The sequence below is a fragment of the Pseudomonas sp. SMN11 genome (genome assembly GCF_052041945.1).
Taxonomy (GTDB): domain Bacteria; phylum Pseudomonadota; class Gammaproteobacteria; order Pseudomonadales; family Pseudomonadaceae; genus Aquipseudomonas.
Genome location: NZ_JBKGGW010000023.1, coordinates 76100 through 96581, shown reverse-complemented (window position 1 = coordinate 96581; position 20482 = coordinate 76100). Strand labels below are relative to the sequence as shown.

21 protein-coding genes are annotated in these 20482 nt (G+C 67.8%); 2 read left to right on the top strand and 19 right to left on the bottom strand.

Annotated features, from left to right (window positions below):
- The 16 genes from ACLEJU_RS18855 to ACLEJU_RS18780 form a co-directional block, all read right to left on the bottom strand.
- Positions 1 to 812, bottom strand: an 812-nt coding sequence (locus ACLEJU_RS18855) for a DUF1329 domain-containing protein (protein ID WP_440776736.1), incomplete at its 3' end; no start/stop codon positions are given.
- A gap of 76 nt (positions 813 to 888) precedes the next feature.
- Entirely contained in the window at positions 889 to 2082 is a 1194-nt protein-coding gene (locus ACLEJU_RS18850) for a helix-turn-helix transcriptional regulator (RefSeq protein ID WP_435423517.1), read from the bottom strand.
- A gap of 81 nt (positions 2083 to 2163) precedes the next feature.
- A complete protein-coding gene (locus ACLEJU_RS18845; RefSeq protein ID WP_435423516.1) occupies positions 2164 to 3159 on the bottom strand; it encodes a WD40/YVTN/BNR-like repeat-containing protein in 996 nt (331 codons plus the stop codon).
- A 205-nt stretch (positions 3160 to 3364) separates the two neighbouring features.
- Positions 3365 to 4573 (bottom strand): acetyl-CoA C-acyltransferase, encoded by a 1209-nt coding sequence (locus tag ACLEJU_RS18840; protein ID WP_435423515.1) that lies wholly within the window; start codon positions 4571 to 4573, stop codon positions 3365 to 3367.
- Positions 4574 to 4579: 6 nt separating this feature from the next.
- Positions 4580 to 5050, bottom strand: coding sequence for a MaoC family dehydratase (locus ACLEJU_RS18835; RefSeq protein ID WP_435423514.1), 471 nt, complete (start codon positions 5048 to 5050; stop codon positions 4580 to 4582).
- 11 nt (positions 5051 to 5061) lie between these two features.
- Positions 5062 to 5847 carry an SDR family oxidoreductase gene (locus tag ACLEJU_RS18830; RefSeq protein WP_435423513.1) on the bottom strand — a complete coding sequence of 262 codons (786 nt, stop codon included), beginning with the start codon at positions 5845 to 5847 and terminating at the stop codon, positions 5062 to 5064.
- Between the two features lie 37 nt (positions 5848 to 5884).
- Positions 5885 to 6763, bottom strand: a complete 879-nt coding sequence (locus tag ACLEJU_RS18825; protein WP_435423512.1) for an SDR family oxidoreductase — start codon at positions 6761 to 6763, stop codon at positions 5885 to 5887.
- A 35-nt stretch (positions 6764 to 6798) separates the two neighbouring features.
- Positions 6799 to 7950 (bottom strand): acetyl-CoA C-acetyltransferase, encoded by a 1152-nt coding sequence (locus tag ACLEJU_RS18820; protein WP_435423511.1) that lies wholly within the window; start codon positions 7948 to 7950, stop codon positions 6799 to 6801.
- A 3-nt stretch (positions 7951 to 7953) separates the two neighbouring features.
- Complete coding sequence (locus tag ACLEJU_RS18815; RefSeq protein ID WP_435423510.1) at positions 7954 to 9012, bottom strand: acyl-CoA dehydrogenase family protein; 1059 nt, start codon at positions 9010 to 9012, stop codon at positions 7954 to 7956.
- 10 nt (positions 9013 to 9022) lie between these two features.
- On the bottom strand, positions 9023 to 10186 hold the full coding sequence (locus ACLEJU_RS18810; RefSeq protein WP_435423509.1) for an acyl-CoA dehydrogenase family protein: 1164 nt from the start codon (positions 10184 to 10186) through the stop codon (positions 9023 to 9025).
- Positions 10187 to 10195: 9 nt separating this feature from the next.
- A complete protein-coding gene (locus tag ACLEJU_RS18805) occupies positions 10196 to 10948 on the bottom strand; it encodes an enoyl-CoA hydratase family protein (protein WP_435423508.1) in 753 nt (250 codons plus the stop codon).
- Positions 10945 to 12069: an NAD(P)H-dependent flavin oxidoreductase gene (locus tag ACLEJU_RS18800; RefSeq protein WP_435423507.1), complete on the bottom strand. Its 1125-nt coding sequence runs from the start codon at positions 12067 to 12069 to the stop codon at positions 10945 to 10947. The genes ACLEJU_RS18805 and ACLEJU_RS18800 overlap by 4 nt, the downstream gene beginning before the upstream one ends.
- Complete coding sequence (locus ACLEJU_RS18795) at positions 12066 to 12983, bottom strand: enoyl-CoA hydratase (RefSeq protein WP_435423506.1); 918 nt, start codon at positions 12981 to 12983, stop codon at positions 12066 to 12068. The genes ACLEJU_RS18800 and ACLEJU_RS18795 overlap by 4 nt, the downstream gene beginning before the upstream one ends.
- Before the next feature lie 10 nt (positions 12984 to 12993).
- Entirely contained in the window at positions 12994 to 13791 is a 798-nt protein-coding gene (locus ACLEJU_RS18790; RefSeq protein ID WP_435423505.1) for a CoA-transferase subunit beta, read from the bottom strand.
- Between the two features lie 10 nt (positions 13792 to 13801).
- Complete coding sequence (locus ACLEJU_RS18785; RefSeq protein WP_435423504.1) at positions 13802 to 14677, bottom strand: CoA transferase subunit A; 876 nt, start codon at positions 14675 to 14677, stop codon at positions 13802 to 13804.
- A gap of 13 nt (positions 14678 to 14690) precedes the next feature.
- Positions 14691 to 15581: a VOC family protein gene (locus ACLEJU_RS18780; RefSeq protein WP_435423503.1), complete on the bottom strand. Its 891-nt coding sequence runs from the start codon at positions 15579 to 15581 to the stop codon at positions 14691 to 14693.
- 203 nt (positions 15582 to 15784) lie between these two features.
- Here ACLEJU_RS18780 and ACLEJU_RS18775 point away from each other — a divergent pair, with 203 nt between their 5' ends.
- On the top strand, positions 15785 to 16945 hold the full coding sequence (locus ACLEJU_RS18775) for an acyl-CoA dehydrogenase family protein (RefSeq protein ID WP_435423502.1): 1161 nt from the start codon (positions 15785 to 15787) through the stop codon (positions 16943 to 16945).
- A complete protein-coding gene (locus tag ACLEJU_RS18770; protein ID WP_435423501.1) occupies positions 16942 to 18132 on the top strand; it encodes an acyl-CoA dehydrogenase family protein in 1191 nt (396 codons plus the stop codon). Before ACLEJU_RS18775 ends, ACLEJU_RS18770 begins: the two co-directional genes overlap by 4 nt.
- 141 nt (positions 18133 to 18273) lie before the next feature.
- On the opposite strand, the gene ACLEJU_RS18765 is transcribed toward ACLEJU_RS18770, so the two are convergent.
- The 3 genes from ACLEJU_RS18765 to ACLEJU_RS18755 are packed head-to-tail and all read right to left on the bottom strand — an operon-like array spanning position 18274 to position 20431.
- Entirely contained in the window at positions 18274 to 18915 is a 642-nt protein-coding gene (locus tag ACLEJU_RS18765; protein WP_435423500.1) for a nuclear transport factor 2 family protein, read from the bottom strand.
- Entirely contained in the window at positions 18912 to 19682 is a 771-nt protein-coding gene (locus tag ACLEJU_RS18760; protein ID WP_435423499.1) for an SDR family NAD(P)-dependent oxidoreductase, read from the bottom strand. Before ACLEJU_RS18760 ends, ACLEJU_RS18765 begins: the two co-directional genes overlap by 4 nt.
- Before the next feature lie 14 nt (positions 19683 to 19696).
- Entirely contained in the window at positions 19697 to 20431 is a 735-nt protein-coding gene (locus ACLEJU_RS18755) for an SDR family NAD(P)-dependent oxidoreductase (protein WP_435423498.1), read from the bottom strand.
- Between the last annotated feature and the right edge of the window lie 51 nt (positions 20432 to 20482).

Here is a 20482-nt window from a genome sequence, read left to right as displayed (position 1 = left end):
TACAACACCCACCTCGTACCCGGGTCGCACCCCCACCCCTCCCCCGGTTCGGTCTTGTCGTTCCAGAACTCGGTGCCGGTGTTGATCTCGCCCTTGTCGCGCTGTGGCAGCAGGGTTTCGTTGAGGTAGAACGACGAGTTGCCCAGCGTGTCACCGACCTTGCCCGGCTCCAGTGCCGGGGCCAGGTTGCGCGAATGCACGCGGCCCCAGTTGATGTTGCCGTCCTTGAGCACGTAGGCGTTGTCGGAGGTGTATTCCTCGGTCCAGGCGCGCAAGGTGAAGGTCGAAGCGTTCTTCAGCAGTTCCAGGCCGCTGCGCGGTACCGGGAATGGCGTACCGCCGGTCTTGCCGACCACGCCCTCGCCGTCGTCCACCAGCTTGGCCAGCCTGGCGTTCTCGCGGGTGGCCTGGCACACCGCATCGTCGAAGCGAAAGTCCCGGTGGCTGGGGTAGACCGGTATCTTGAAAGTAGCCGGGTACAACGTTAACAGCGCCTTCTGCCCGTCGGACAGGGCATCGGCGTATTGCCCCAGGTTGTCGGCGGTGATCACGAACAAGGGCTTTTCATCAGGGTACGGGTCGACCGGGTGCTGGCCGGTGCCCTTGAACGCCACATGCGGCGGCACGCCCAGCCACTTGCCGGAAAAGGGCGGGATGCTGCCGTCGGCATTGCCGCTGGGGTCGGCACCGAGGCAGGTCAGGTCCTTGCCCAGGCGCTCGACATCCTCGGGCGCGGCCAGCGCCAGACCCGGCGCCGCAGCCAGCAGCAGGCCCAGGGCCAGGCCACGGCGCGCCAGAATACTCTCGGTCATTGTTGTTCTCCTTGGTTACCGATAGCGGTGGCCCAGTATCGGCAGGCCCTCGCGGCAGCAGCATCGTCCGCTCGGACTAACGCGTTTGCGGCGCCACGCTGCCGGGCTCGCCCAGTGCGACCACGCTGTTGAGCATGATCCGCACCAGCTCGGTCTGGCGCCGCACCCCGGTCTTCGAGAAGATCGAGCGCAAGTGCGCACGTGCCGTGTTGCGGCGGATGTTGAGGCGCTCGGACGCCTCTTCCAGGGACAGGCCATTGGCCAATTCAAGGGCCAGGCCGGTTTCGGCCGGTGTGAGGTTGTAAAGCTGCGCGGTCACCGTGTTGCTCGCCAGCGACTTGCCCACCGCGTCGCGCACGTACACCACCACCGTCGGCTTGCCTTTGCCCTCGACCAGTTGCTGGGACGGCACCAGCTCCACCACCACCCCCAGGTTGACCTGCCCGGACGGGCGCGACACCGACATCGCCTCGGCGCCTTGTGCAGCCAGGTTGCCTTGCCGGCTGCGCAAGAAGGCGCTGCGCACCAGCCGGCCCAGCTCGCGGTTGTCGCTCGGGTAGGTGGCCTCCAGGCGACCACCCACCAGCTTAAGCCCGTCGTTGCTGTCGAGGATCTCGCGGGCCACCGGGTTCAGCTGCAGCACACTGCCGGTCTCGTCGAGCATGATGGTGGCGACGGCCAGGCGGTTGATGGCCTGGGAATACAGCGTGCCCAGCGAGGCGCTGCGGTCGAGCAGCCCGTGCATGTGCAGGGCGCGGCGCAGGTGCGGCACCAGCATGGCGCACAGCGCCCGCTCCAGCTCGCCGAAACGCGCCTGCCCACGGGGGCGGTTGATGCGCAGGCGCAGGGTGCCACCGTCGGGCATGCTAATGTCGACGCCGAGCATGTGGAAGCAGCCGTAGGGTGCGCAGTACAACAGGTAGAACGACGAACAGGCCCACTCGGCATCGCTCAGCAGCTGGTCGACGGTGAACACCGTATCCACCGGCAGCCTGTCGAACAGCGAGGCTTTCTCGCAGTAGGCGAAATGGTTGACGCCCCCCTCCTCGGGCTCGACATCGCCGGCGACCATCATCGGCGACAGCAACGGCGCATCGAGCACCCGCAGGATCAGCGTCACATAGCTGGCCGCAAACAGCTCGCGCAGCTGGCGCAGTGCCTCGTTGAGTCGCTGGGTATCGAGCGCCGCATCGTACATGTTGCCGAGCAGGCGTTCGTACTCGCCGAGCTCGATGCCCAGCTGGTCCAACACCTGTGCGTTAGACAACATGGGCAGGCTCCAGATCAGGGGCGCGGGCACCGAACCGCAGGTCGGCACAACGGCGCACCCAGCGCTCGCTGCGGGCGCCACTCATCGCCGCGCCGCCTGGCTCAGCACCACGTCAGGGTGGGCGCCCTGGAACACGCCACGTTCACCGGCTACCAGCAGGTGGCGGCCGCTGAGGCCCACCGCCGAGGTCAAGGTGCCCAGGCCACTGAGCTGGTCGATGCCGAGCAGGTCGCCCTCGGCATCCAGGTGAATCAGCCGGCTGCCGCCGCCCACCAGCACCAGCCCGGCCTGCCCCGGCAAGCGGGCGTGGCCGTAGATCGGCTGACTGCTGCCGACCTCGACCCGCGCCCAGCTGTCGCCGAAGTCGCGGCTTCGAAACACATGGCCACGCATGCCGTAGGCCAGCCAAGTCGAAGCCGAGAGGCGCACCACACCGAACAGCGAGCCATTGTAGAAGGCCGGCATCTGCTGCCAGTGCTGGCCGCCATCGCTGGAACGCAGCACCAGGCCCTGCTCGCCGACCAGCATCTGGCGGCCGTCGGTGCCGCCGTCGAGGCCGTTGAAGTGGGCACCGTCACCGGGCATTTCGCGCGCGGCCCAGTGCTCACCGGCATCGTCGGAGACCAGATACTTGCCATAGCTGCCGTAGGCCACCACCTGCTTGCCGTCTGCACTCCACACGCCCAGCAGTGGCTCGCCGAGGTCGGCGTCGTAGTGTTTTTCCTGCCAGGTCTGGCCGGCATCGCCCGAGCGCAGGATCCAGCCATCGTGGCCGACCGCAACCAGCACCTGGTCGTTCAGGGCGACCACGCCGGTCAGCGTCACCTCGCGGCCGATGCCAGGCTGGCTGGCCTGCCAGCTGCGGCCGCTGTCGTGGCTGGCCAGCAAAGTGCCGCGCTCACCGACGGCAATCAGCCGGTCACCGCTGCTGATCAGCGCATTGACCTGGACCCGGTCGGCCAGCACCTCGGTGATCGCCAGGGGCGCGGGTTGACGGGGGGCGAAGGCAAAGACCACGGCGGCGATAACAATGGCGCTCATGACATAGCCGGTCAGCTGGCGCGAGGCAGGCTTCATTGGGGTGACCCTCTTGGAATTGTGCCTGGATGATCCGACCGCTCTGGCCTGGGCTACATCGTCCAAATGGCCTAACTCTGCCTGTGAGGTTGGCCCCTCTGGAAGCGCTGGACTTGTGGAAGCCGCGCTTGTCGTGGCGACGAAGCGCGGCTCCCACAGGCGCTAAGGCAGAAAAACTCTGGCCCCCAAAAAAACCGACCCAGCCTCAAGGCAACTCAAACAACCCCGCCGCCCCCATCCCCCCACCAATGCACATCGCCACCACCACATACCTCACCCCGCGCCGCCGCCCTTCCAGCAACGCATGCCCCACCATCCGTGCCCCGGACATACCAAACGGATGCCCAATGGCAATCGCCCCGCCATTCACATTCAACCGCTCCGGCGGGATCTCCAGCGCATCCCGGCAATGCAGCACCTGGCAGGCAAAGGCCTCGTTGATCTCCCACAGGCCGATGTCCGCAACATCCAGGCCAAAGCGCTTGAGCAGTTTGGGCACCGCCAGCACCGGCCCGATGCCCATTTCCTGCGGGGCACACCCGGCCAGGGCAATACCGCGATAGATGCCCAACGGCGTCAGCCCCCGCCTGCGTGCCTCGGCGCGGCTCATCAACAGGCTGGCCGACGCACCATCGGAAAACTGCGAGGCATTGCCCGCCGTGACGAACTCCCCATGGCTCACCCACTTGCCGTCCTTCCACACCGGCTTCAGCGCGACCAGGTCCTCCAGGCGCGTACCCGGGCGGTTGCATTCGTCACGCTCGACGCGCACCCGCTGATGCCCGGCAGGCTGGCCGTCCTGGTCGAACAGCAGCTTGTCGACCTCCAGCGGCACCAGCTCTTCGGCGAACAGCCCGTCACGCTGGGCCGCCGCGGTACGCAGCTGGCTCTGCAGCGAATACTCATCCTGCGCGGCGCGGCTGATGCCATAACGGCGCGACACGATCTCGGCGGTCTCCAGCATCGGGATGTAGGCGTCCGGCATCAGCGCCTGCACCGCCTGGGACTGGGCCCGGTAGCTGTTCTTGTGCTTGGTCTGGGTCAGCGACAGCGACTCCACGCCGCCGCCGATGGCAATGTTCAGCTCGCCGGTGACGATGCCCTTGGCGGCCATGCCGATGCTGATCAGGCCAGAGGCGCACATGCGGTCCACGGCCATGCCCGGCACGCTGTGGGGCAGCCCGCCGGTATAGGCACACAGGCGGCCGATGTTGTAGGCCTGGGTGCCCTGCTGCACGGCTGCGCCCATGATCACATCGTCGATAGCCGCGGCCTCGACCCCGCTGCGCTCGACCACGGCACGCACCACGTGCCCGCCCAGCACAGGGGCCTCGGTGTCGTTGAACGACCCACGGAACGACTTGGCCAGCGCGGTACGGGCGGTGGCAACGATGACGGCTTCATTCTGGTCCATGACGGCTCACTCGGTAGCAGGGTTGAAGGTGTAGCGGCTGATGGTGTCGATCACGCAGCCAGGGCGGCTTTCGCCTTCGATCTCGACGCTGACCCGCACCACCAGCTGCACGCTGTCGGCCAGCTGCTCGGCACGCAGGATCTGGCCATGGCCACGCACCCGCGCACCAACGCGCACCGGTGCCGGGAAGCGCACCCGGTCGCTGCCGTAGTTCACCCCCATGGCCAGGTTGTCGAGGGTCAGCAGCTGCGGCAGGAACAGGTTGACCAGCGACTGGGTCAGGTAGCCGTGGGCAATGCAGGCACCGAACGGGCCTTGCGCGGCCCGCTCCGGGTCGACATGGATCCACTGGTGGTCGCCCGTGGCTTCGGCAAAGAGGTCGATGCGCGACTGGCTGATGGTCAGCCACTCGCTGTGGCCGAGGTCCATGCCCTCGGCGGCAAGCAAGGCCTCGGCACTGTTGAACACATGATTCATTGGGGCGCTCCTCAGGCTTGCTGCGAACTGACCGACAACACTTCGCCGACCATGTACGACGCGTAGTCACTGGCCAAGAACATCATCACATTGGCGACCTCCCAGACCTCGGCGGCGCGGCCAAAGGCCTCGCGGCTGGCCAGGTTGGCCAGTAACGCTTCGCTTGAGGCCTTCTTGAGGAAGTCGTGCAAGGCAATCGAGGGCGACACCGCGTTGATGCGCACACCATGCTCGGCTGCCTCCAGCGCGCTGCAGCGGGTCAGCGCCATCACCCCCGCCTTGGCCGCGGCATAGTGGGCCTGCTCCTTCTGCGCCCGCCAGCCCAGCACCGAGGCGTTGTTGACGATGGCTCCGGCGCCGCGCCGCTGCATGTGCGGCAGCATCGCCCGGGTCATGCGAAAGGTACCGGTCAGGGTCACATCCAGCACCCGCGACCATTCCTGGTCGGTCATCTCGACCACGGCCTTCTGGCCGCCGAGCCCGGCGTTGTTGATCAGCACATCGACGCCGCCCAGCAGGCTCTCGGCGCGGTCGACCAGGGCCTGCACATCGGCCTCCACGGTGACGTCGCACAGCTGGCCATGAATGGCCTGCAGGCCGGTCTCCGCCTTCAGGCGCTCCACCGCCTCTTCGAGACGGCGCGGGTGCACATCGGAAATCATCAGCGCCCGGCAACCTTCCTCGGCGCTGCGCCGGGCCGCCGAGTAGCCGATACCGGCACCGGCAGCAGCCGTGATCAGCACCGACTTGCCGGCCAGCAACTGGTGGCCGGGTACATAAGGGGGAACGTGTTTCATGGGGGATTTCCTCAAGTCGAAGGTCTACGGGCGCGTATCAGCTGCCCCAGACCCGTTGGGCCGCGGGTGCCTGGGCCAGGATCTGCGCAACGACCGGGCCGATTTCCTCGACCTGCCAGCGCCCGCCCTTGTCCTGGGTGGTGCCGGTGCGCCAGCCATCGGCCAGCGAAATCCGCCCGCCCTGGCTTTCGAACACCTGCCCGGTCACCTGGCCAGACTCGACACTGCCCAGCCACACCACCAGCGGCGCGACGTTCTCCGGTGCCCAGGCATCGAAACTGCCGTCCTCCGGAGCCTTGACCACATCCGGCATCGCGCTTTCGGTCATCGCCGTGCGTGCTGCCGGTGCCAGGGCATTGGCAGTGACGCCGTAGCGCGCCAGCTCGGCCGCCTGCACCAGCGTCAGCGCGGCGATGCCGCCCTTGGCCGCGGCGTAGTTGGACTGGCCGATCGAGCCCTGCAGGCCGGCCCCGGAGCTGGTGTTGATGATCCGCCCGGCCACCGGGCTGCCGGCCTTGGCCAGGTCGCGCCAGCGGCGCCCGAGCAGGTTGGCCAGGCAGTAGTGGCCCTTGAGGTGCACGCGTATCACCAAGTCCCAGTCGTCCTCCTCCAGGCTTATGAACATGCGGTCACGCAGCACCCCGGCGTTGTTGACCAGCACGTGCACCTCGCCGAACGCCGCCAGCGCGGCGTCGATGATGCGCTGGGCGCTGGCCAGGCTGGTGATGTCGTCGCTGTTGCCGATGGCCTGGCCACCGCTGGTGCGGATCTCCTCGGCCACCGCCTGGGCCGCCTCGGCACGGATGTCGTTGACCACCACCCGGGCGCCCTGCGCGGCAAATGCCAGCGCGTAGGCGCGGCCCAGCCCGCCGCCGGCACCGGTGATGATCACGGTGCGGCCTTCACATATCGCCATGTCTGAATCCTTTTGCTTGGAATGAAGAGCGCGGCTCAAAGGCGCTCGATGATCGTCACGTTGGCCTGGCCGCCGCCCTCGCACATGGTCTGCAAGCCATAGCGGCCACCGCTGCATTCCAGTTCGTTGAGCAGCGTAGTGATCAGCCGGGCGCCGGTCGCGCCGAGCGGGTGGCCGAGGGCGATGGCACCGCCGTTTACGTTGGTGCGGGCCGGGTCGTAGTCGAGTTCCTTGCTCCAGGCCATCACCACCGAGGCGAACGCCTCGTTGATTTCCACCCGGTCGATGTCGGCCATGCGCAGGCCGGTGCGTTGCAAGGCCCTGCGGGTGGCGGCGATGGGTGCGGTGAGGTGCCAGATCGGGTCGTCGCCGAGCACCGTCAGGTGGTGGATGCGCGCCCTCGGGGTCAGGTCGTAGCGCTTGAGCGCGGCCTCGGAGACCACCAGTAACGCCGCCGATGCATCGCAGGTCTGGCTCGACACTGCGGCCGTGATCGACGGGTACTGCGGATCGACCGGCTGCAGCTCGGCCATTTTCGCCAGGCTGCTCTGGCGCGGCGTTTCATCCACCTTCAGCCCCTGATAACCGACGATCTCGCGGGCGAAGCGCCCGCTGGCCATGGCCGCCAACGCCCGCTGGTGGCTTTGCAGGGCGAACACCTCCATCTGCTCGCGGCTGATCTGCCAATGGTCGGCGATGCGCTGGGCGGCATAGAACTGGTTGACCGGCTGCGTGCCGAAGCGCGCACGCCAGCCCTCACTGCCGCTGAACGGGTCGGCAAAGCCCAGCGGTTGCCCGGCGAGCATCGCCGAAGCAATCGGAATACGGCTCATGGTCTGCACGCCGCCGACCGCCACCACGTCCTGTGTGCCACTCATCACCGCCTGGGCGGCGAAGTGCAGTGCCTGCTGCGACGAACCGCACTGGCGGTCGACGGTGGTCCCCGGCACCGACAGCGGCAGCCCGGCGGCCAGCCAGCTGGTGCGGGCGATGTCGCCGGCCTGGGCGCCAATGGTGTCGACGCAGCCAAAGATCACGTCGTCGTAATCCTCGGCCGGGATGGCATTGCGCGCCACCAGGGCCTTGAGCACATGCGCGCCCAGGTCGATGGCGTGCACCTCGCCCAGCGCGCCTTTGCGCTTGCCGGTGGGGCTGCGCAGCGCATCGACGATATATGCCTGTGCCATGTACTACTCCTCGAAGGTATGCCCCGGCCCGAGCCGGGTGTTGTCGGCAAACAGGAAGGCGCCGACGCGGGACTTGTGGAAACCGCGGTCACCCCAGGACGCGTCCAGCGCCCAGGCCCGCTTCATGAACATCTGCAGGTCCACCTCCCAGGTGTACCCCATCGCGCCATGCACCTGGATGCCCTGGCGCGCCGCCAGCCAGCTGGCCTCGCAGCACGCCAGGCGAGCCTGGGAAACCCACACCGAAGCGTTTGCCTCACCTTGCGCCAAGCCATGGGCGGCGCGGTACAGCACCGGCTTGGCCTGCTCGATTTGCCGTGCCACGTCGGCCAGGTGATGCTTGACCGCCTGGAAGCTGCCGATCGGGCGGCCAAACTGTTTGCGCTGAGCCACGTAGTCCACCGACAGGTCGAGCATGCGCTGGGCCAGGCCAAGCAATTGGCCGGCCACCGACAGCGCACCCCGGTCGAGCATCTGTGCCTGCAGGCGCCGGCCCTGTTCGCCACTGGCCAGCAGGGTCTGCGGCGTCGGGTTCCAGCTCACCTGGCCGAGGCGCCGCGAGGCGTCGATGCTCGGGTTGCCCTGCACATCCACCGTCGCACGGGGCACCAGGTGCAAATCGTCGCCAGCGGGCAGGATCAGCACCTCGGCCAGCTGGGCATCGCTGACCAGCGGGTTGATGCCGTGGCTGATCGCCAGGCGCACGCTGCCCTCGGCAATGCGCGGCAGCAGCTCGGCCCGCGCCGGGTGGCCGGGGTCAAGGTTGGCCAGCAGGCCGGCGGCCACGTAGGCGGTGTCGGCCAGCGAGTCGGGGATGCCGTAGTAGCCCAGCTCCTGGGTCATCAGCGCCCAGGCCACGTCGTCCATGCCCAGCCCGCCCTCGGCTTCGGGCACCGACAGCGCGGTCAGGCCCTGGGCGGCGATGCGGTTGCGCAGGTCCGGCGAACGGCCGGCGTCGGTCTCCCAGATTTCCCGGAGCATCTCCGGGGCGGCTTCGGTCATCAGGAAACGGCTGATGGCTTCGCGAAACGACAGCTGGTCATCGGTAAAGGTGAAGTCCATGGCCTGGTCCTTACTTGGGCAGGCCGAGCATGCGCTCGGCGATGATATTGCGCTGGATCTCGTTGGTGCCGGCGTAGATCGGCCCGGCCTGGGCGAACAGGAAGCCCTCCAGCCAGCCCGCCGCATCGCCCGCCGCCGCTGCGCCGGCCAGCAGCTCGCCACGGGCACCCAGCAGGCGCATGGCGGTTTCGTGCATCTTCAGGTCCAGCTCCGACCAGATGATCTTGTTGATGCTCGACTCGGCACCGATCTGCTCGCCACGGGCCAGCCGCCCCACCGTGTGGTAGGCCGACAGGGCATAGGCTTCGGCGCCCATCCAGCAGTCGATCACCGCATCGCCCAGGGCAGGGTCGCGCGCGGCGCTTTCAGGGTGGGCCTTGAACAGCTCCACCAGCTTGCGCGCGGTGTACTGGAAGCGCGCCGGTGAGCGCAGCAGCAGCCCGCGCTCGAAGCCGGCGGTGGCCATCGCCACATGCCAGCCCTGGCCCTCGGCACCGATGCGGTTGGCCACCGGCACGCGCACGTCGTCGAAGAACACTTCGGCGAAGGCATCCTTGCCGTTGAGCGCCTTGATCGGGCGAATGCTGACCCCGGGCGCATCCAGCGGCACCATCAGGAACGACAGACCATGGTGGCGGCTGGAGCCGGGCTCGCTGCGGAACAGGCCGAACAGCCAGTCGGCGTAGATCGCCCGGGTCGACCAGGTCTTCTGGCCATTGAGCACGTAGTGGTCGCCGTCGAGCAGCGCCTTGCTGGTGATCGCCGCCATGTCCGAGCCGGCGTTGGGCTCCGACCAGCCCTGCGCCCACATGTCGACACTGGCCGCCATGCGCGGCAGGAAGCGGCGCTTCTGTTCGGCAGTGCCGAACTCCATCAAAGTAGGGCCGAGCAGCAGCTGGCCGTTCTGGTTGACCCGCATCGGCGCCCCGGCGCCGTAGTACTCTTCCTCGAAGATCAGCCATTCGGTCAGGTCGCAGCCGCGCCCGCCAAGCTCGGCGGGCCACATCACCATCGACCAGCGGCTTTCGAACAGCTTCGCTTCCCAGGCCCGGTGCTGCTCGAAGCCTTCCCGGGTGTCGTAGCTGGCCAATGGCTCGCGTGGCAGGTTGTGGGCGAGCCACGCCCGCACTTCGGCGCGGAAGGCCTGCTGCTTGGAGGTATAGGTCAGTTGCATGGCGTTCCCTCAGAACTTGGCGTCGCGTTTTTCGACAAACGCCCGGCGGGTCTCCGCCGAGTCGGGGCTGGTGTAGGCCTGCAAGGTGAAGCCCTGCTCCCAGCGGTACTTGTCTTCCAGGTTGCCGTCTTCGATGCCGTTCAAGGCCTCCTTGGCGATGCGGATCATCCCCGGGCTCTTGGCGGCGATGCGGGCGGCAATCTCCAGGGCCGTTTCCCGCAGCTGCGCCCTGGGCACCACGCGCTCGATGAAGCCGTAGGCCTGGGCCTGGGTGGCGTCGATGCTGTCGCCGGTGAAGAACAGGTAGCGCACCTTCTGCACCGGGAACAGCCGCTGCAGGTGGGCGCCGCCGCCCATGGCGCCGCGATCGACTTCCGGCAGGGCAAAACGCGCGCAGTCGGCGGCCACGACGATGTCGGCGGCACCCGTGATGCCGATGCCCCCGCCCAGCACAAAGCCGTGCACGGCGACGATCACCGGCACCGGGTTGCGGTGCACGGCCTTGAAGGTCTCGTAGTTGCCGGCGTTGACCTCGACGATGCGCTCGGGGTGGGCGTCCAATTCCTTGATGTCGACGCCGGCACAGAAGCCGCGGCCCTCGGCGCGGATGACGATGACGCGCACCTCGGGGTTGGCGCCCAGCGCTGTGATCTGCGTGGCCAGGGCACGCCATTGCTGGCTGTCGAGGGCGTTGACCGGTGGTTTGTCGATGACCAGTTCGGCAATGCCCTGGTCGATCTGGGTGGTGAAGGCCGGGTTCATGCGCGTTCTCCGCTAGGGGCAAGTCTTTCGTTGGGGTTGGCCGCAGGTTCGGCCGGGCAGCGGGCGAGCAAGGCGTCCAGGCACTGGCTGGCCTCGGCGACGATGCCGTCGATGACCTCGCGGCAGCTCAGCAGCTCGCTGATCGCCGCCGCCACCTGGCCGCTGGGCAGGATGCCGGCGTCCGGCTCGCCATCGACCATCGAGCGTTGCAGCAGCACCGGCTGGTTAGCGGCCATGACCACCTGCGACAGCGCTGCCGGGTCTTCGCGCAGGGCGCGCACGAACACCGCGCCCATGTGCGCCAGGCTCATGCCGGTGTGCTGCTTCCATTGCCAGGCGCTGGCCAGGGCGATGCGCAGGCGGCCGAACGGCCCGGCCTGTTCGAGGCGGTTGATGAAGCGGTTTTCGATCATGCGATGGCGCATGCCGTCCACCGCCGTGGTCACCCGCACCTGCTGCGGGTCGTCGACCTTGAGGTAGCGCGCCAGGGTACTGGCCGGGGTCGGCGATTCGCGGGTCATCAGGAACCGCGTGCCCATGGCGATGCCACTGGCCCCGGCCGCCAGCACGGCGGCCAGGCCACGCCCGGTGGAGTGCCCGCCCGCAGCGATCACCGGCACGCGCACCGCCGCCAGCACCTGCGGCAGCAGGATCGAGCCCGGTACGCCGCCCGTGTGGCCACCGCCCTCGCCCGCCTGCAGGGTGATCAGGTCGGCGCCCAGCTGCTGGGCCTTGAGCGCATGTTTAAGGGCGCCGACGGTGGGAATGCACAACACCCCGGCTGCCTTGAAGCGGGCGATGGTCTGCGCGTCCGGCCCGCGTCCATAACTGACGGCGCGCAGGCGATACCGGATGGCCAGGTCGACGCACTGCGCCGCGTTGTCCTGGAACATGTGGAAATTGAGGCCGAAGTTGCTGCCGTCGGTGGCGTCGATCACCTTGCGGATCTCAGCCTCCAGCGCCTCGGCGGCAATCGTCGCCCCGGCCAGGAAGCCGAAGCCGCCGGCCCGGGTGGTGGCGATCACCAGGTTGGCATCGGATACCCAGCCCATGGCCGTCTGCACCACCGGGTAGCGGCAGCCCAGCGCCTCGGTCAGCGCGGTGTTCATCCAGCGGCTCACCGCTCGCCCCCTTCGGCGTGCAGCGCCTGCTTGTTGGCCTGGGCCATGCCCTTGGCATCGAAGCCGCCGAGCTTGTCGCCCGACAACAGCTCGTTGTGGGCATGGGCGAAGTGGTGCCAGGCGAATGCCGCATCCATGGCCGTGCGCTTGCCTTGCAGGTCTTCGACGTGGTTGATCGCCTGCTTGGTCAGGGCCAGGCCCATGCGTGGCTGGCGGGCGATGCTCGCCGCCAGGGCGTAGGTCACCGCCTGCAACTGGTCGCGCGGCACCACGCGGTTGACCATGCCCATCTGGTAGGCACGTTCCGCGCTCATGCGCTCGCCGCAGAACAGGAATTCCTTGGCGATGCGTGGGTTCAGTTCATAGGGATGGGCGAAGTACTCCACCCCCGGAATGCCCATGCGCACCACAGGGTCCTGGAAGAACGCATCGTCGCTGGCGACGATCAGGTCGCAGACCCACGCCAGCATCAGCCCACCGGCCACGCAGGCGCCATGGACCATGGCGATGGTCGGCTTGGGCAACTCGCGCCAGCGCCGGCACATGCCCAGGTAGACCTCCTGCTCGCGGGCATACAGCTGCTCGCCACCGGGCTTGTTGGTGTGGTCCCACCACAGGTGGGCGCGCTCGAACGGCTTGTTGATGTCACGCCCGGGGGTGCCGATGTCGTGGCCTGCGGAGAAGTGCCTGCCCTCGCCGCACAACACGATGACCTTGACGCTGTCGTCGTCCACCGCCTGGCGCAAGGCCGCGTCCAGGGCGTAGGTCATCTGCGAGTTCTGCGCGTTGTTGAACGCCGGGCGATTGAGGGTGAGCGTGGCGATACCCTCGGCCACGGCATAAAGCACCGGGTCCTGGGTCTCGTACACGGCCGCGTCCTCGCGGCTGACGAATTGGCTGTCGCTGCTGTGCATGGTGGTGTCCTCAGGCCGCGCGGATGCCGGTCGGGTTGCCCTTGATCGCGCTGGCACGCAGGCCATGGGGGTCGAGACGGCGGATCAGTGCCAGTTGCTCGGCATTCGGGTGCACGGTCTCGCGCAGTTGCGCCGAGCGCAGCAACGGGAAGCCGGTCTTGTCCTGCACTTCGTCGAAGCTCACGCCCGGGTGCAGGGTGCGCACCTGGGCGGCGCGGCCAGGGCCGTCGAAGTCCAGGGTGCACAGGTCGGTGATGACCTGGCGGATGTCCATCAGGTCGCGGCGCGCGCCTTCTGGCCAGCGCTCGGCCTTGAAGCCGACGCCAGAGACCATGTCCACTTCGCCGCTGACGAACACCCGGGTGCTGTGGTTGGGCACGAAGAACGAGTTGAGGTGGTTGATGCTGTTGCCCGGCAAGCCACGCACGCCGAGCATTGCGGTGCGCGGCTTGTGGTAGTCGCCGACGCAGGACAGGTTGGTCTGGCCCCAGCGGTCGACCTGGGTCGGCCCGATCATGGCGTGGCGGCGGCCGCCCCAGACGCATTCGAACACCCGCTCGAAACTCAGGTAGCCGCTGTAGCGCGGCACCTGTTCGCCACGCGGGCCCAGCGGGATCGGCTCCTCGACCAGGAACGCCTCGCTGTCGGTCATCAGCAGCTCGGGGCTGTGGGTGTGCTTGGCCAGGCTGGCGCCCAGGCGCGGAATCACGCCCAGGCCCGAGGCGATGACCTCGCCATTGCCGCGCCAGGCTTCGGCGGCGGCCACTATCAGCAGTTCGGCCAGGGTGAATTCAGGGGTGGAAGTCATACTGGGATCCTCAAAACACGGGAAGGGGCAAGGCGCCCATGCGCGCGGCGCCGCCGTTGTGCGCCTGGTAGGCCTGCTCGCCAGCGGCCACGCAGGCCTCGACGTAGCGTTGCCAGCCGCCCTCTTCCTGGGCGCTGGCGACATAGCCCTTGAGGTGCTCCAGGTCCCAGCCGTAGTCCGACGGGCAGGAGGTCGGGTGGGCACCGAGCGGTGCATGCACCACACCGGTCACCAGGTAGCGCTCGAAGGTGTTGGCGCGGGCCTGCTCGGCGTCGAGCTGCAGGCGCTCTTCCAGGCGCTCGCATGAGACGAAGCACTGCTTGGCAGCGCGGGCGAACAGGTGGTCGAAATACGGGTCGGGGCCGGTGACCAGGCAGTTGCCCAGGCGGTCGGCGACGTTCACATGCAGGAATGCCACGTCCAGTTCCAGCGCCGGCATGGCCAGCAGCACCTCACCGTCGTCATAGGGCGAGCGCACGGTCTTCAGCGCCGGGTTCAGCCGCGTCACATCGGTGGCCAGGCCACAGCGGGTGGGCAGGAATGGCAGGCGCATGCCGGCAGCGCGCAAGCCCCACTGGAACATCCCCTCGTCGAGTTCCATCAGCTCCAGCTCGCCCGCCTCACGGGCCTTGCGGTAGTAGGGTTCAAGCGGGATGGCATCGAGGGTGACGAAACCGAACACCAGCTTGCGCACCTTGCCGGCCGCACACAGCATGCCGACCTCCGGGCCGCCATAGGCGACCACGGTCAGGTTCTTGACCGGCGAGCGAAGGATTTCCCGGACAATGGCCATCGGCTTGCGCCGCGGCCCCCAGCCACCGAAACCGATGGTCATGCCGTCGCGCAACTGGGCGACGGCGTCGGCACTGGTCATTTGCTTGTTCATGCTCAACTGCTCCTTACTGCTGGCCGACCGAGAAGTCGTGGCCCCAGATACTCACGCGGGTGAACTCGAAGGCCGAATGCTCGGCCCAGTCGACCTGCAACCCGCCATGGCCGTACTCCAGGTCGAAGCCGGACGGTGTCTTCATGTAGAAACTGGTCATGCGGTCGTTCAGGTGCTGGCCGAGGGTGGCGGACAGCTGCCCGCCATAGGCCTGCAGGCGGTCGTGGGCGCGGCCGACCTCGGTCATCGAGTCCACCTCGACCATCACGTGCACGCAGCCGGACGGCACCGGGTACTCGGCCAGCGCCAGGCTGTGGTGGCGGGCGTTGGCGCAGTGCAGGAAGTGGATGCGCACTGGCGGCGCCGACGGATCGGGGCGGAAGTTGAAGATGTCCGACAGGCCGAAGCCGAGCACGTCCTTGGCAAAGGCCAGGGTGGCGTCGAAATCGGGTGCCGGCAGCACGGTGTGGCCAAGGCCCATGTCGCCGGTGACGAAGCACGGCACCCCTTGCGGCGAGACGAACGGCTGGCAGTCGGAGCGGTGGCCCCAGCTCAGCTCATGCTGGTTGCCGGACGGGTCGCTGACGGTGACCAGCGCCTGCACGCCGCGTTGCTCGATGGCCTCATGGCTGCCGACCTGCCAGGCCACGCCGCAGCGCTCCAGGTGCTGCAGGGCCTGGACGAAGGCCTGCTCGCCGGGCAGCTCCCAGCCACTGGCCAGGTAGCGCGGCGCATCGCCCTCGACCACCAGCATGCGGTAAGGCCGCTCGTCCATCTTCACGTACAGGCCGCCGCCGGGTGCTGCCTGCACCTGCATGCCGAGCACCTGTTCGGCATAGCGTTGCCACTGGCCAAGGTTCTCGATCTGCGCGACGAAGTAGCTCAAACCACGAATGTCGATCATGCCCATGTTCCTCCAGGCTCAAGGGGTTGCCTGGTGGACATTGTGCAAAGCGGCCACGCCGTGCTCATCGTCCGTTGAGACTAAGCGGGATGCCGGGCGCAGAGGGCTGCGGCCTAGTCCGTTTCAATGATTCGCGGTGCGTGGCCCAGCCCTAGATTCGGCTGTGTTGCCTACCTCCCACAGACCAGCCTAGAGATGCCCCTATGGAGTTCGCTTTCACCGAGGAACAGTTACTGATTCGCGACAGCGCCGAGCGTTTCCTCGCCCAGGCTAGCGATTCACATGCAGTACGCGCAGGCATGAGCCGTGCGGCCGATTACGACTCCGAACTGTGCCGGCAGATCGGCCAGGAGCTGTACTGGCCGGCGCTGCTGGTGCCCGAGGCCCACGGTGGCATGGGCCTGGGCTTCGTCGAGCTGGCCGTGCTGCTGGAGCAATGCGGGCGCTTCCTGCTCGGCTCGCCGCTGTTCGCCACCACCTGCCTGGCTACCCCGGCGCTGCTGCTGGCCGACAACCCGGCGCTGCAAGCCCGCTGGCTGCCGGCCATCGCCAGCGGCCAGCTGCACGCCACCCTCGCCTGCCCGCTGGAGGCCGGGCAGCTGCAGGCCGAACTGCGCCCCCATGGCGACGGCTACCGCCTCGATGGCTGCCACGCCCAGGTCATCGATGGTGCCCAGGCCGACCTGCTGCTGATCGCCGCGCGGCGCCCCGGCAGTACCGGCGATGAGGGCATCAACCTGTTCGCCGTACCAGCCGATACACCAGGCATAGTACGTACTACATTACACACCCTCGACCAGACCCGACGCCTGGCCCGCATCGAGCTGCAGCAGGTCGAAGTCAGCGAGTCACAGCGCCTGTGCGCCATCGACCAGGCCTGGCCATTGCTGCAGGCCACCCAGCGCATCGCCGCCATTGGCCTGGCCGCCGAGCAGCTCGGCGGCGCCCAGCAGGCGCTGGACCTGACCCTGGCGTACATCGCCGAACGCCACCAGTTCGGCCGGCCGGTGGCCAGCTTCCAGGCCATCAAACACCGCTGCGCCGACATGATGCTGCACATCGAGTGCACCCGTTCGGCGGTGTGGTATGCCGCCTGCGTGGCCCGCGAATACCTGGCCGAAGATGGCGACCCGCTGGTGCGCGGCGAACTGCTTGCCGCTGCGGCCACCGCCAAGGCCCATGCCAGCGAGACCTTCTTCCACTGTGCGGCCGAGTCGATCCAGCTGCATGGCGGCGTCGGTTTCACCTGGGAATACGACCCGCACCTGTACTTCAAACGCGCCAGGGCCAGCGAGCAGCTGCTGGGCAACCCGGCCTGGCACCGGGAGTGCCTGGCCACCGAACTGCTGGGAGCACGCCCATGAAAATCGGTTTCAGCAAGGCAGACGAAGCGTTCCGCCACGAGGTCGCCAGCTGGTTGGCGGCGCACCTTGAAGGTGAGTTCGCGCAGCTGCGCTTTCGTGGCGGCCCTGGCGACGAACACAGCTTCCCGGCCGAACGCAAGGATTGGGAACGCGAGCTGGCAGGCGGTGGCTGGGTCGGTGTGGGCTGGCGGGCGGAAGACGGCGGGCGCGGCCTGAGCATCAGCCAGCAGGTGATTTTCCACGAGGAATACGCCCGCGCTGGCGGCCCCGGGCGCATGGGCCACATCGGCGAAGGGCTGGTCGGCCCTACCCTCGCCGCGTTCGGCACGCCTGAGCAACGCCAGCGCCTGTTGCCGGGCATCCTCAAGGGTGAGGCATTCTGGTGCCAGGGCTATTCCGAGCCCGGCGCAGGTTCGGACCTGGCCAACGTGCAGACCCGCGCCCGCCTCGATGCCAGCGGCGAGCGCTGGCTGATCAGCGGGCAAAAGGTCTGGACCTCGCTTGCCCATGAGGCCGACTGGTGTTTCGTGCTGGCCCGTACCGAGCCGGGCAGCGTTGGCCATCACGGGCTGTCATTCCTGCTGGTGCCGATGGCCCAGGCGAACATCCGCGTGCAGCCGATCCAGCAGCTGACCGGCACCAGCGAGTTCAACGAGGTGTTCTTCGACCAGGCCGAAACTGCGGCAAACAACCTGGTCGGCCAGCCCGGCGACGGCTGGAGGATCGCCATGGCCCTGCTGGGCTTCGAACGTGGCGTGTCGACCCTGGGCCAGCAGATGCAGTTCCACAACGAACTGGAAGAGGTGTTGCGCATCGCCCGCGCCAACGGCGCCGCCCGCGACCCGCTGCTGCGCCAGCGCCTGGCCCAGGCCTGGTCGGGGCTCAAGGTGCTGCGCTACAACTCGCTGCGCATGCTCTCCGGGCCGCAGGACGGTAGCCTGGCGCGGGAGGCGATGATCTACAAGCTGGCCTGGTCGAACTGGCACGTCGAGCTGGGCAAGTTGGCCATGGATGTGCTGGGGGATGCGGCTGAAGTGCTGGAGAGTGCGCCTTATGGGTTGAGCCGGTTGCAGTCGCTGTTCCTGTTTACCCGGGCGGACACGATCTATGGAGGGAGTAACGAGATCCAGCGCAATGTGATTGCCGAACGGGCGCTGGGCATGCCGCGGGAGGTGAAGGGGCGCTGAGCGCCGCCGTGTAGGAGCGGCCTTGTGTCGCGAAAGGGCCGCAAAGCGGCCCCAAGGTTTCAGCGGGAATGCAGGAACAGCTGGGGCTGCTACGCAGCCCTTTCGCGACACAAGGCCGCTCCTACAGGATCAGTGAATCGTCTAACGAACTCGAATCTTTGGGTCCCCTGCCCCGCGCCGCATGGCCTGCAGGAAGCCCTCCAGCGGCGCCGGCTCGGCAATATGCGGCAGGGCATCCTTGTCCGGCCGCTGGGCCCAGAACGCATCCCACGACGGGAACAGCTCGTGGAAGCTCCCGGCATAGGGCTCACGCCCCGGCCAGCGCATCTTCAGGCCACCGATCGGTGGCTTGTTCAGGTCGGTGGCGTACCAGTAACACGGCAGCCGCCTGCGGAAGCACCAGCGCCCGTCGATGCGCTCGTAGTCGTCCCAGTACAGCATCTGCATGATCACCCATTCCGGCCCGGTCTCATGCTCGTTCTTCGAATACACCACACCGGTGGCGTGGTCGGCATCGCTGAACTCGATGATGTGCTGGCCCAAGTGGTGCGAGGTGCCGTGGAACTGCTTGCGCATGGTCTCGTCGAGCCAGGCCTTGAGGTGGGCGCGACCGAACTTGTCGCGGCCGACCCGCACGTCTTCGGCAAAGCAGTTGGCCATGGCGTCCATGTCGCGCATGTCCAGGGCCAGGGCGTACTTGCCGGCCAGCTGGCGGATCGCGTCCAGCGACTCCAGGCGGTCGATGCGCTGCAGCAGCGCGGCGCTGCTTTCCAGGGCGGTCATTCCAGCACCGTGTACAGGTCCGAGCCGCGCCCGCCGTCCACCGCCAGGCTCGCCCCGGTCACGTATGAGGCCTCATCACTGGCCAGGAACAGAATGGCATTGGCCAGCTCCTGCGGCAGGCCGACCCGGCGCATGGGGATGACCTTCTCGGTGTTGGCCCGCGCCTTGGCGTCGCCGAGCATGCCCGCTGTTGCCGGGGTGTCGACCACCCCGGGGATGATCACGTTGCAGCGGATGTTGTCCGCCGCGCCTTCGCTGGCCGCCGCCCGGCTGAAGTTGATCACCGCCGCCTTGGCAGCCGAGTAACCGGCCATCCAGGCGGTGCCGAACAGGCCGCAGATCGAGGCGATGTTGACAATCGAGCCGCCCTTGCCCTTCATCAGTTGCATCGCCGTGCGCGTGCCCCAGAACGTGCCATCCACGGTGGTGGCGAAGTTGGCGTGCCAGTCGGCGGTGCTCATGCCGTCGATGCTGCCCCAGGTGTAGGCCATGGCATTGTTGACCAGGATGTCGAGGCCGCCGTGGCGCTGCGCGGTGGCTTGCAGCGCGGCGACATAGGCCTGCTCGTCACTGACGTCGGCCACCGCCACCTCGGCGCAGCCGCCGCGGGCGAGGATCTGCTCGCGCACCCCGTCGAGCGGCTCGCGGCGCCGCCCACACAGCACCACCAGGGCGCCCTCTTCGGCGAAGCGCAGCGCGGTCGCCTCGCCAATGCCGGAGCCGGCCCCGGTGACGAAGGCGATCTTGCCTTGCAGACGTTTGCTCATCGGTTGCGCTCCTGTCAGATAAACGCCATGCCGCCATTGACGGCGATGTTCTGCCCGGTGATGAAGCTGGCGTCGTCACTGGCCAGGAACACCGCCACCCGGGCGATCTCGTCGGTTTCGCACATGCGCCCCAGCGGCACGTTCTTCAGCAGTGCCTGCATGTGTTCATCGGGAATGCCGGCCATCATCGGCGTGTTGGTCGGGCCCGGTACCAGGGTGTTGATGCGGATGCCCCGGGCCGCCAGTTCACGGGCGATAGAGCGGGTCAGGCCCATCACCGCGGCCTTCGAGGCGCAGTAGTGGCTGGGCCCTTCACCGGTCAGCGCGGCGGTGCTCGACAGGTTGATCAGCACACCTTGGCGCTGGCCCTTGAGCATCAGCCGGGCGCCTTCGCGGCAGCACAGGAAGGTGCCGCCCAGGTTGACCCCGATCACCCGCGCCCAGCTGTCGTCCGGTGTGTCGAGGAAGGCATCGAGGGCGCCGACACCGGCGTTGTTGACGACGATGTCCAGGCCACCGAAATGCGCTTCGACCTGGCCCATGGCATCGGCCACCGAGGCCGCGTCGGCGACGTTGCAACCCAGCGCCAGCACCTTTGCGCCGAGGTCGGCCAGGCTGGCGGCGAGCGCGGCCTGATCGAGGTCGACCGCCACCACCTTCCCCCCTTCGGCGACGAAGCGGCGCACGATGGCCTGGCCCATGCCCTGCCCGGCACCGGTGACGAAGGCCACCTTGTTCTGCAGTTTCATAGCGTTCTCCTTGGTTGACGCCTTTTGGTTTTCACCATGATTGGGCGCCAG

Bases quoted from the DNA above. Each gene is read 5' to 3' on its own strand.
- ACLEJU_RS18850 (WP_435423517.1), bottom strand. From the start codon at position 2,082: ATGTTGTCTAACGCACAGGTGTTGGACCAGCTGGGCATCGAGCTCGGC.
- ACLEJU_RS18845 (WP_435423516.1), bottom strand. From the start codon at position 3,159: ATGAAGCCTGCCTCGCGCCAGCTGACCGGCTATGTCATGAGCGCCATT.
- ACLEJU_RS18840 (WP_435423515.1), bottom strand. From the start codon at position 4,573: ATGGACCAGAATGAAGCCGTCATCGTTGCCACCGCCCGTACCGCGCTG.
- ACLEJU_RS18835 (WP_435423514.1), bottom strand. From the start codon at position 5,050: ATGAATCATGTGTTCAACAGTGCCGAGGCCTTGCTTGCCGCCGAGGGC.
- ACLEJU_RS18830 (WP_435423513.1), bottom strand. From the start codon at position 5,847: ATGAAACACGTTCCCCCTTATGTACCCGGCCACCAGTTGCTGGCCGGC.
- ACLEJU_RS18825 (WP_435423512.1), bottom strand. From the start codon at position 6,763: ATGGCGATATGTGAAGGCCGCACCGTGATCATCACCGGTGCCGGCGGC.
- ACLEJU_RS18820 (WP_435423511.1), bottom strand. From the start codon at position 7,950: ATGGCACAGGCATATATCGTCGATGCGCTGCGCAGCCCCACCGGCAAG.
- ACLEJU_RS18815 (WP_435423510.1), bottom strand. From the start codon at position 9,012: ATGGACTTCACCTTTACCGATGACCAGCTGTCGTTTCGCGAAGCCATC.
- ACLEJU_RS18810 (WP_435423509.1), bottom strand. From the start codon at position 10,186: ATGCAACTGACCTATACCTCCAAGCAGCAGGCCTTCCGCGCCGAAGTG.
- ACLEJU_RS18805 (WP_435423508.1), bottom strand. From the start codon at position 10,948: ATGAACCCGGCCTTCACCACCCAGATCGACCAGGGCATTGCCGAACTG.
- ACLEJU_RS18795 (WP_435423506.1), bottom strand. From the start codon at position 12,983: ATGCACAGCAGCGACAGCCAATTCGTCAGCCGCGAGGACGCGGCCGTG.
- ACLEJU_RS18790 (WP_435423505.1), bottom strand. From the start codon at position 13,791: ATGACTTCCACCCCTGAATTCACCCTGGCCGAACTGCTGATAGTGGCC.
- ACLEJU_RS18785 (WP_435423504.1), bottom strand. From the start codon at position 14,677: ATGAACAAGCAAATGACCAGTGCCGACGCCGTCGCCCAGTTGCGCGAC.
- ACLEJU_RS18780 (WP_435423503.1), bottom strand. From the start codon at position 15,581: ATGATCGACATTCGTGGTTTGAGCTACTTCGTCGCGCAGATCGAGAAC.
- ACLEJU_RS18775 (WP_435423502.1), top strand. From the start codon at position 15,785: ATGGAGTTCGCTTTCACCGAGGAACAGTTACTGATTCGCGACAGCGCC.
- ACLEJU_RS18770 (WP_435423501.1), top strand. From the start codon at position 16,942: ATGAAAATCGGTTTCAGCAAGGCAGACGAAGCGTTCCGCCACGAGGTC.
- ACLEJU_RS18765 (WP_435423500.1), bottom strand. From the start codon at position 18,915: ATGACCGCCCTGGAAAGCAGCGCCGCGCTGCTGCAGCGCATCGACCGC.
- ACLEJU_RS18760 (WP_435423499.1), bottom strand. From the start codon at position 19,682: ATGAGCAAACGTCTGCAAGGCAAGATCGCCTTCGTCACCGGGGCCGGC.
- ACLEJU_RS18755 (WP_435423498.1), bottom strand. From the start codon at position 20,431: ATGAAACTGCAGAACAAGGTGGCCTTCGTCACCGGTGCCGGGCAGGGC.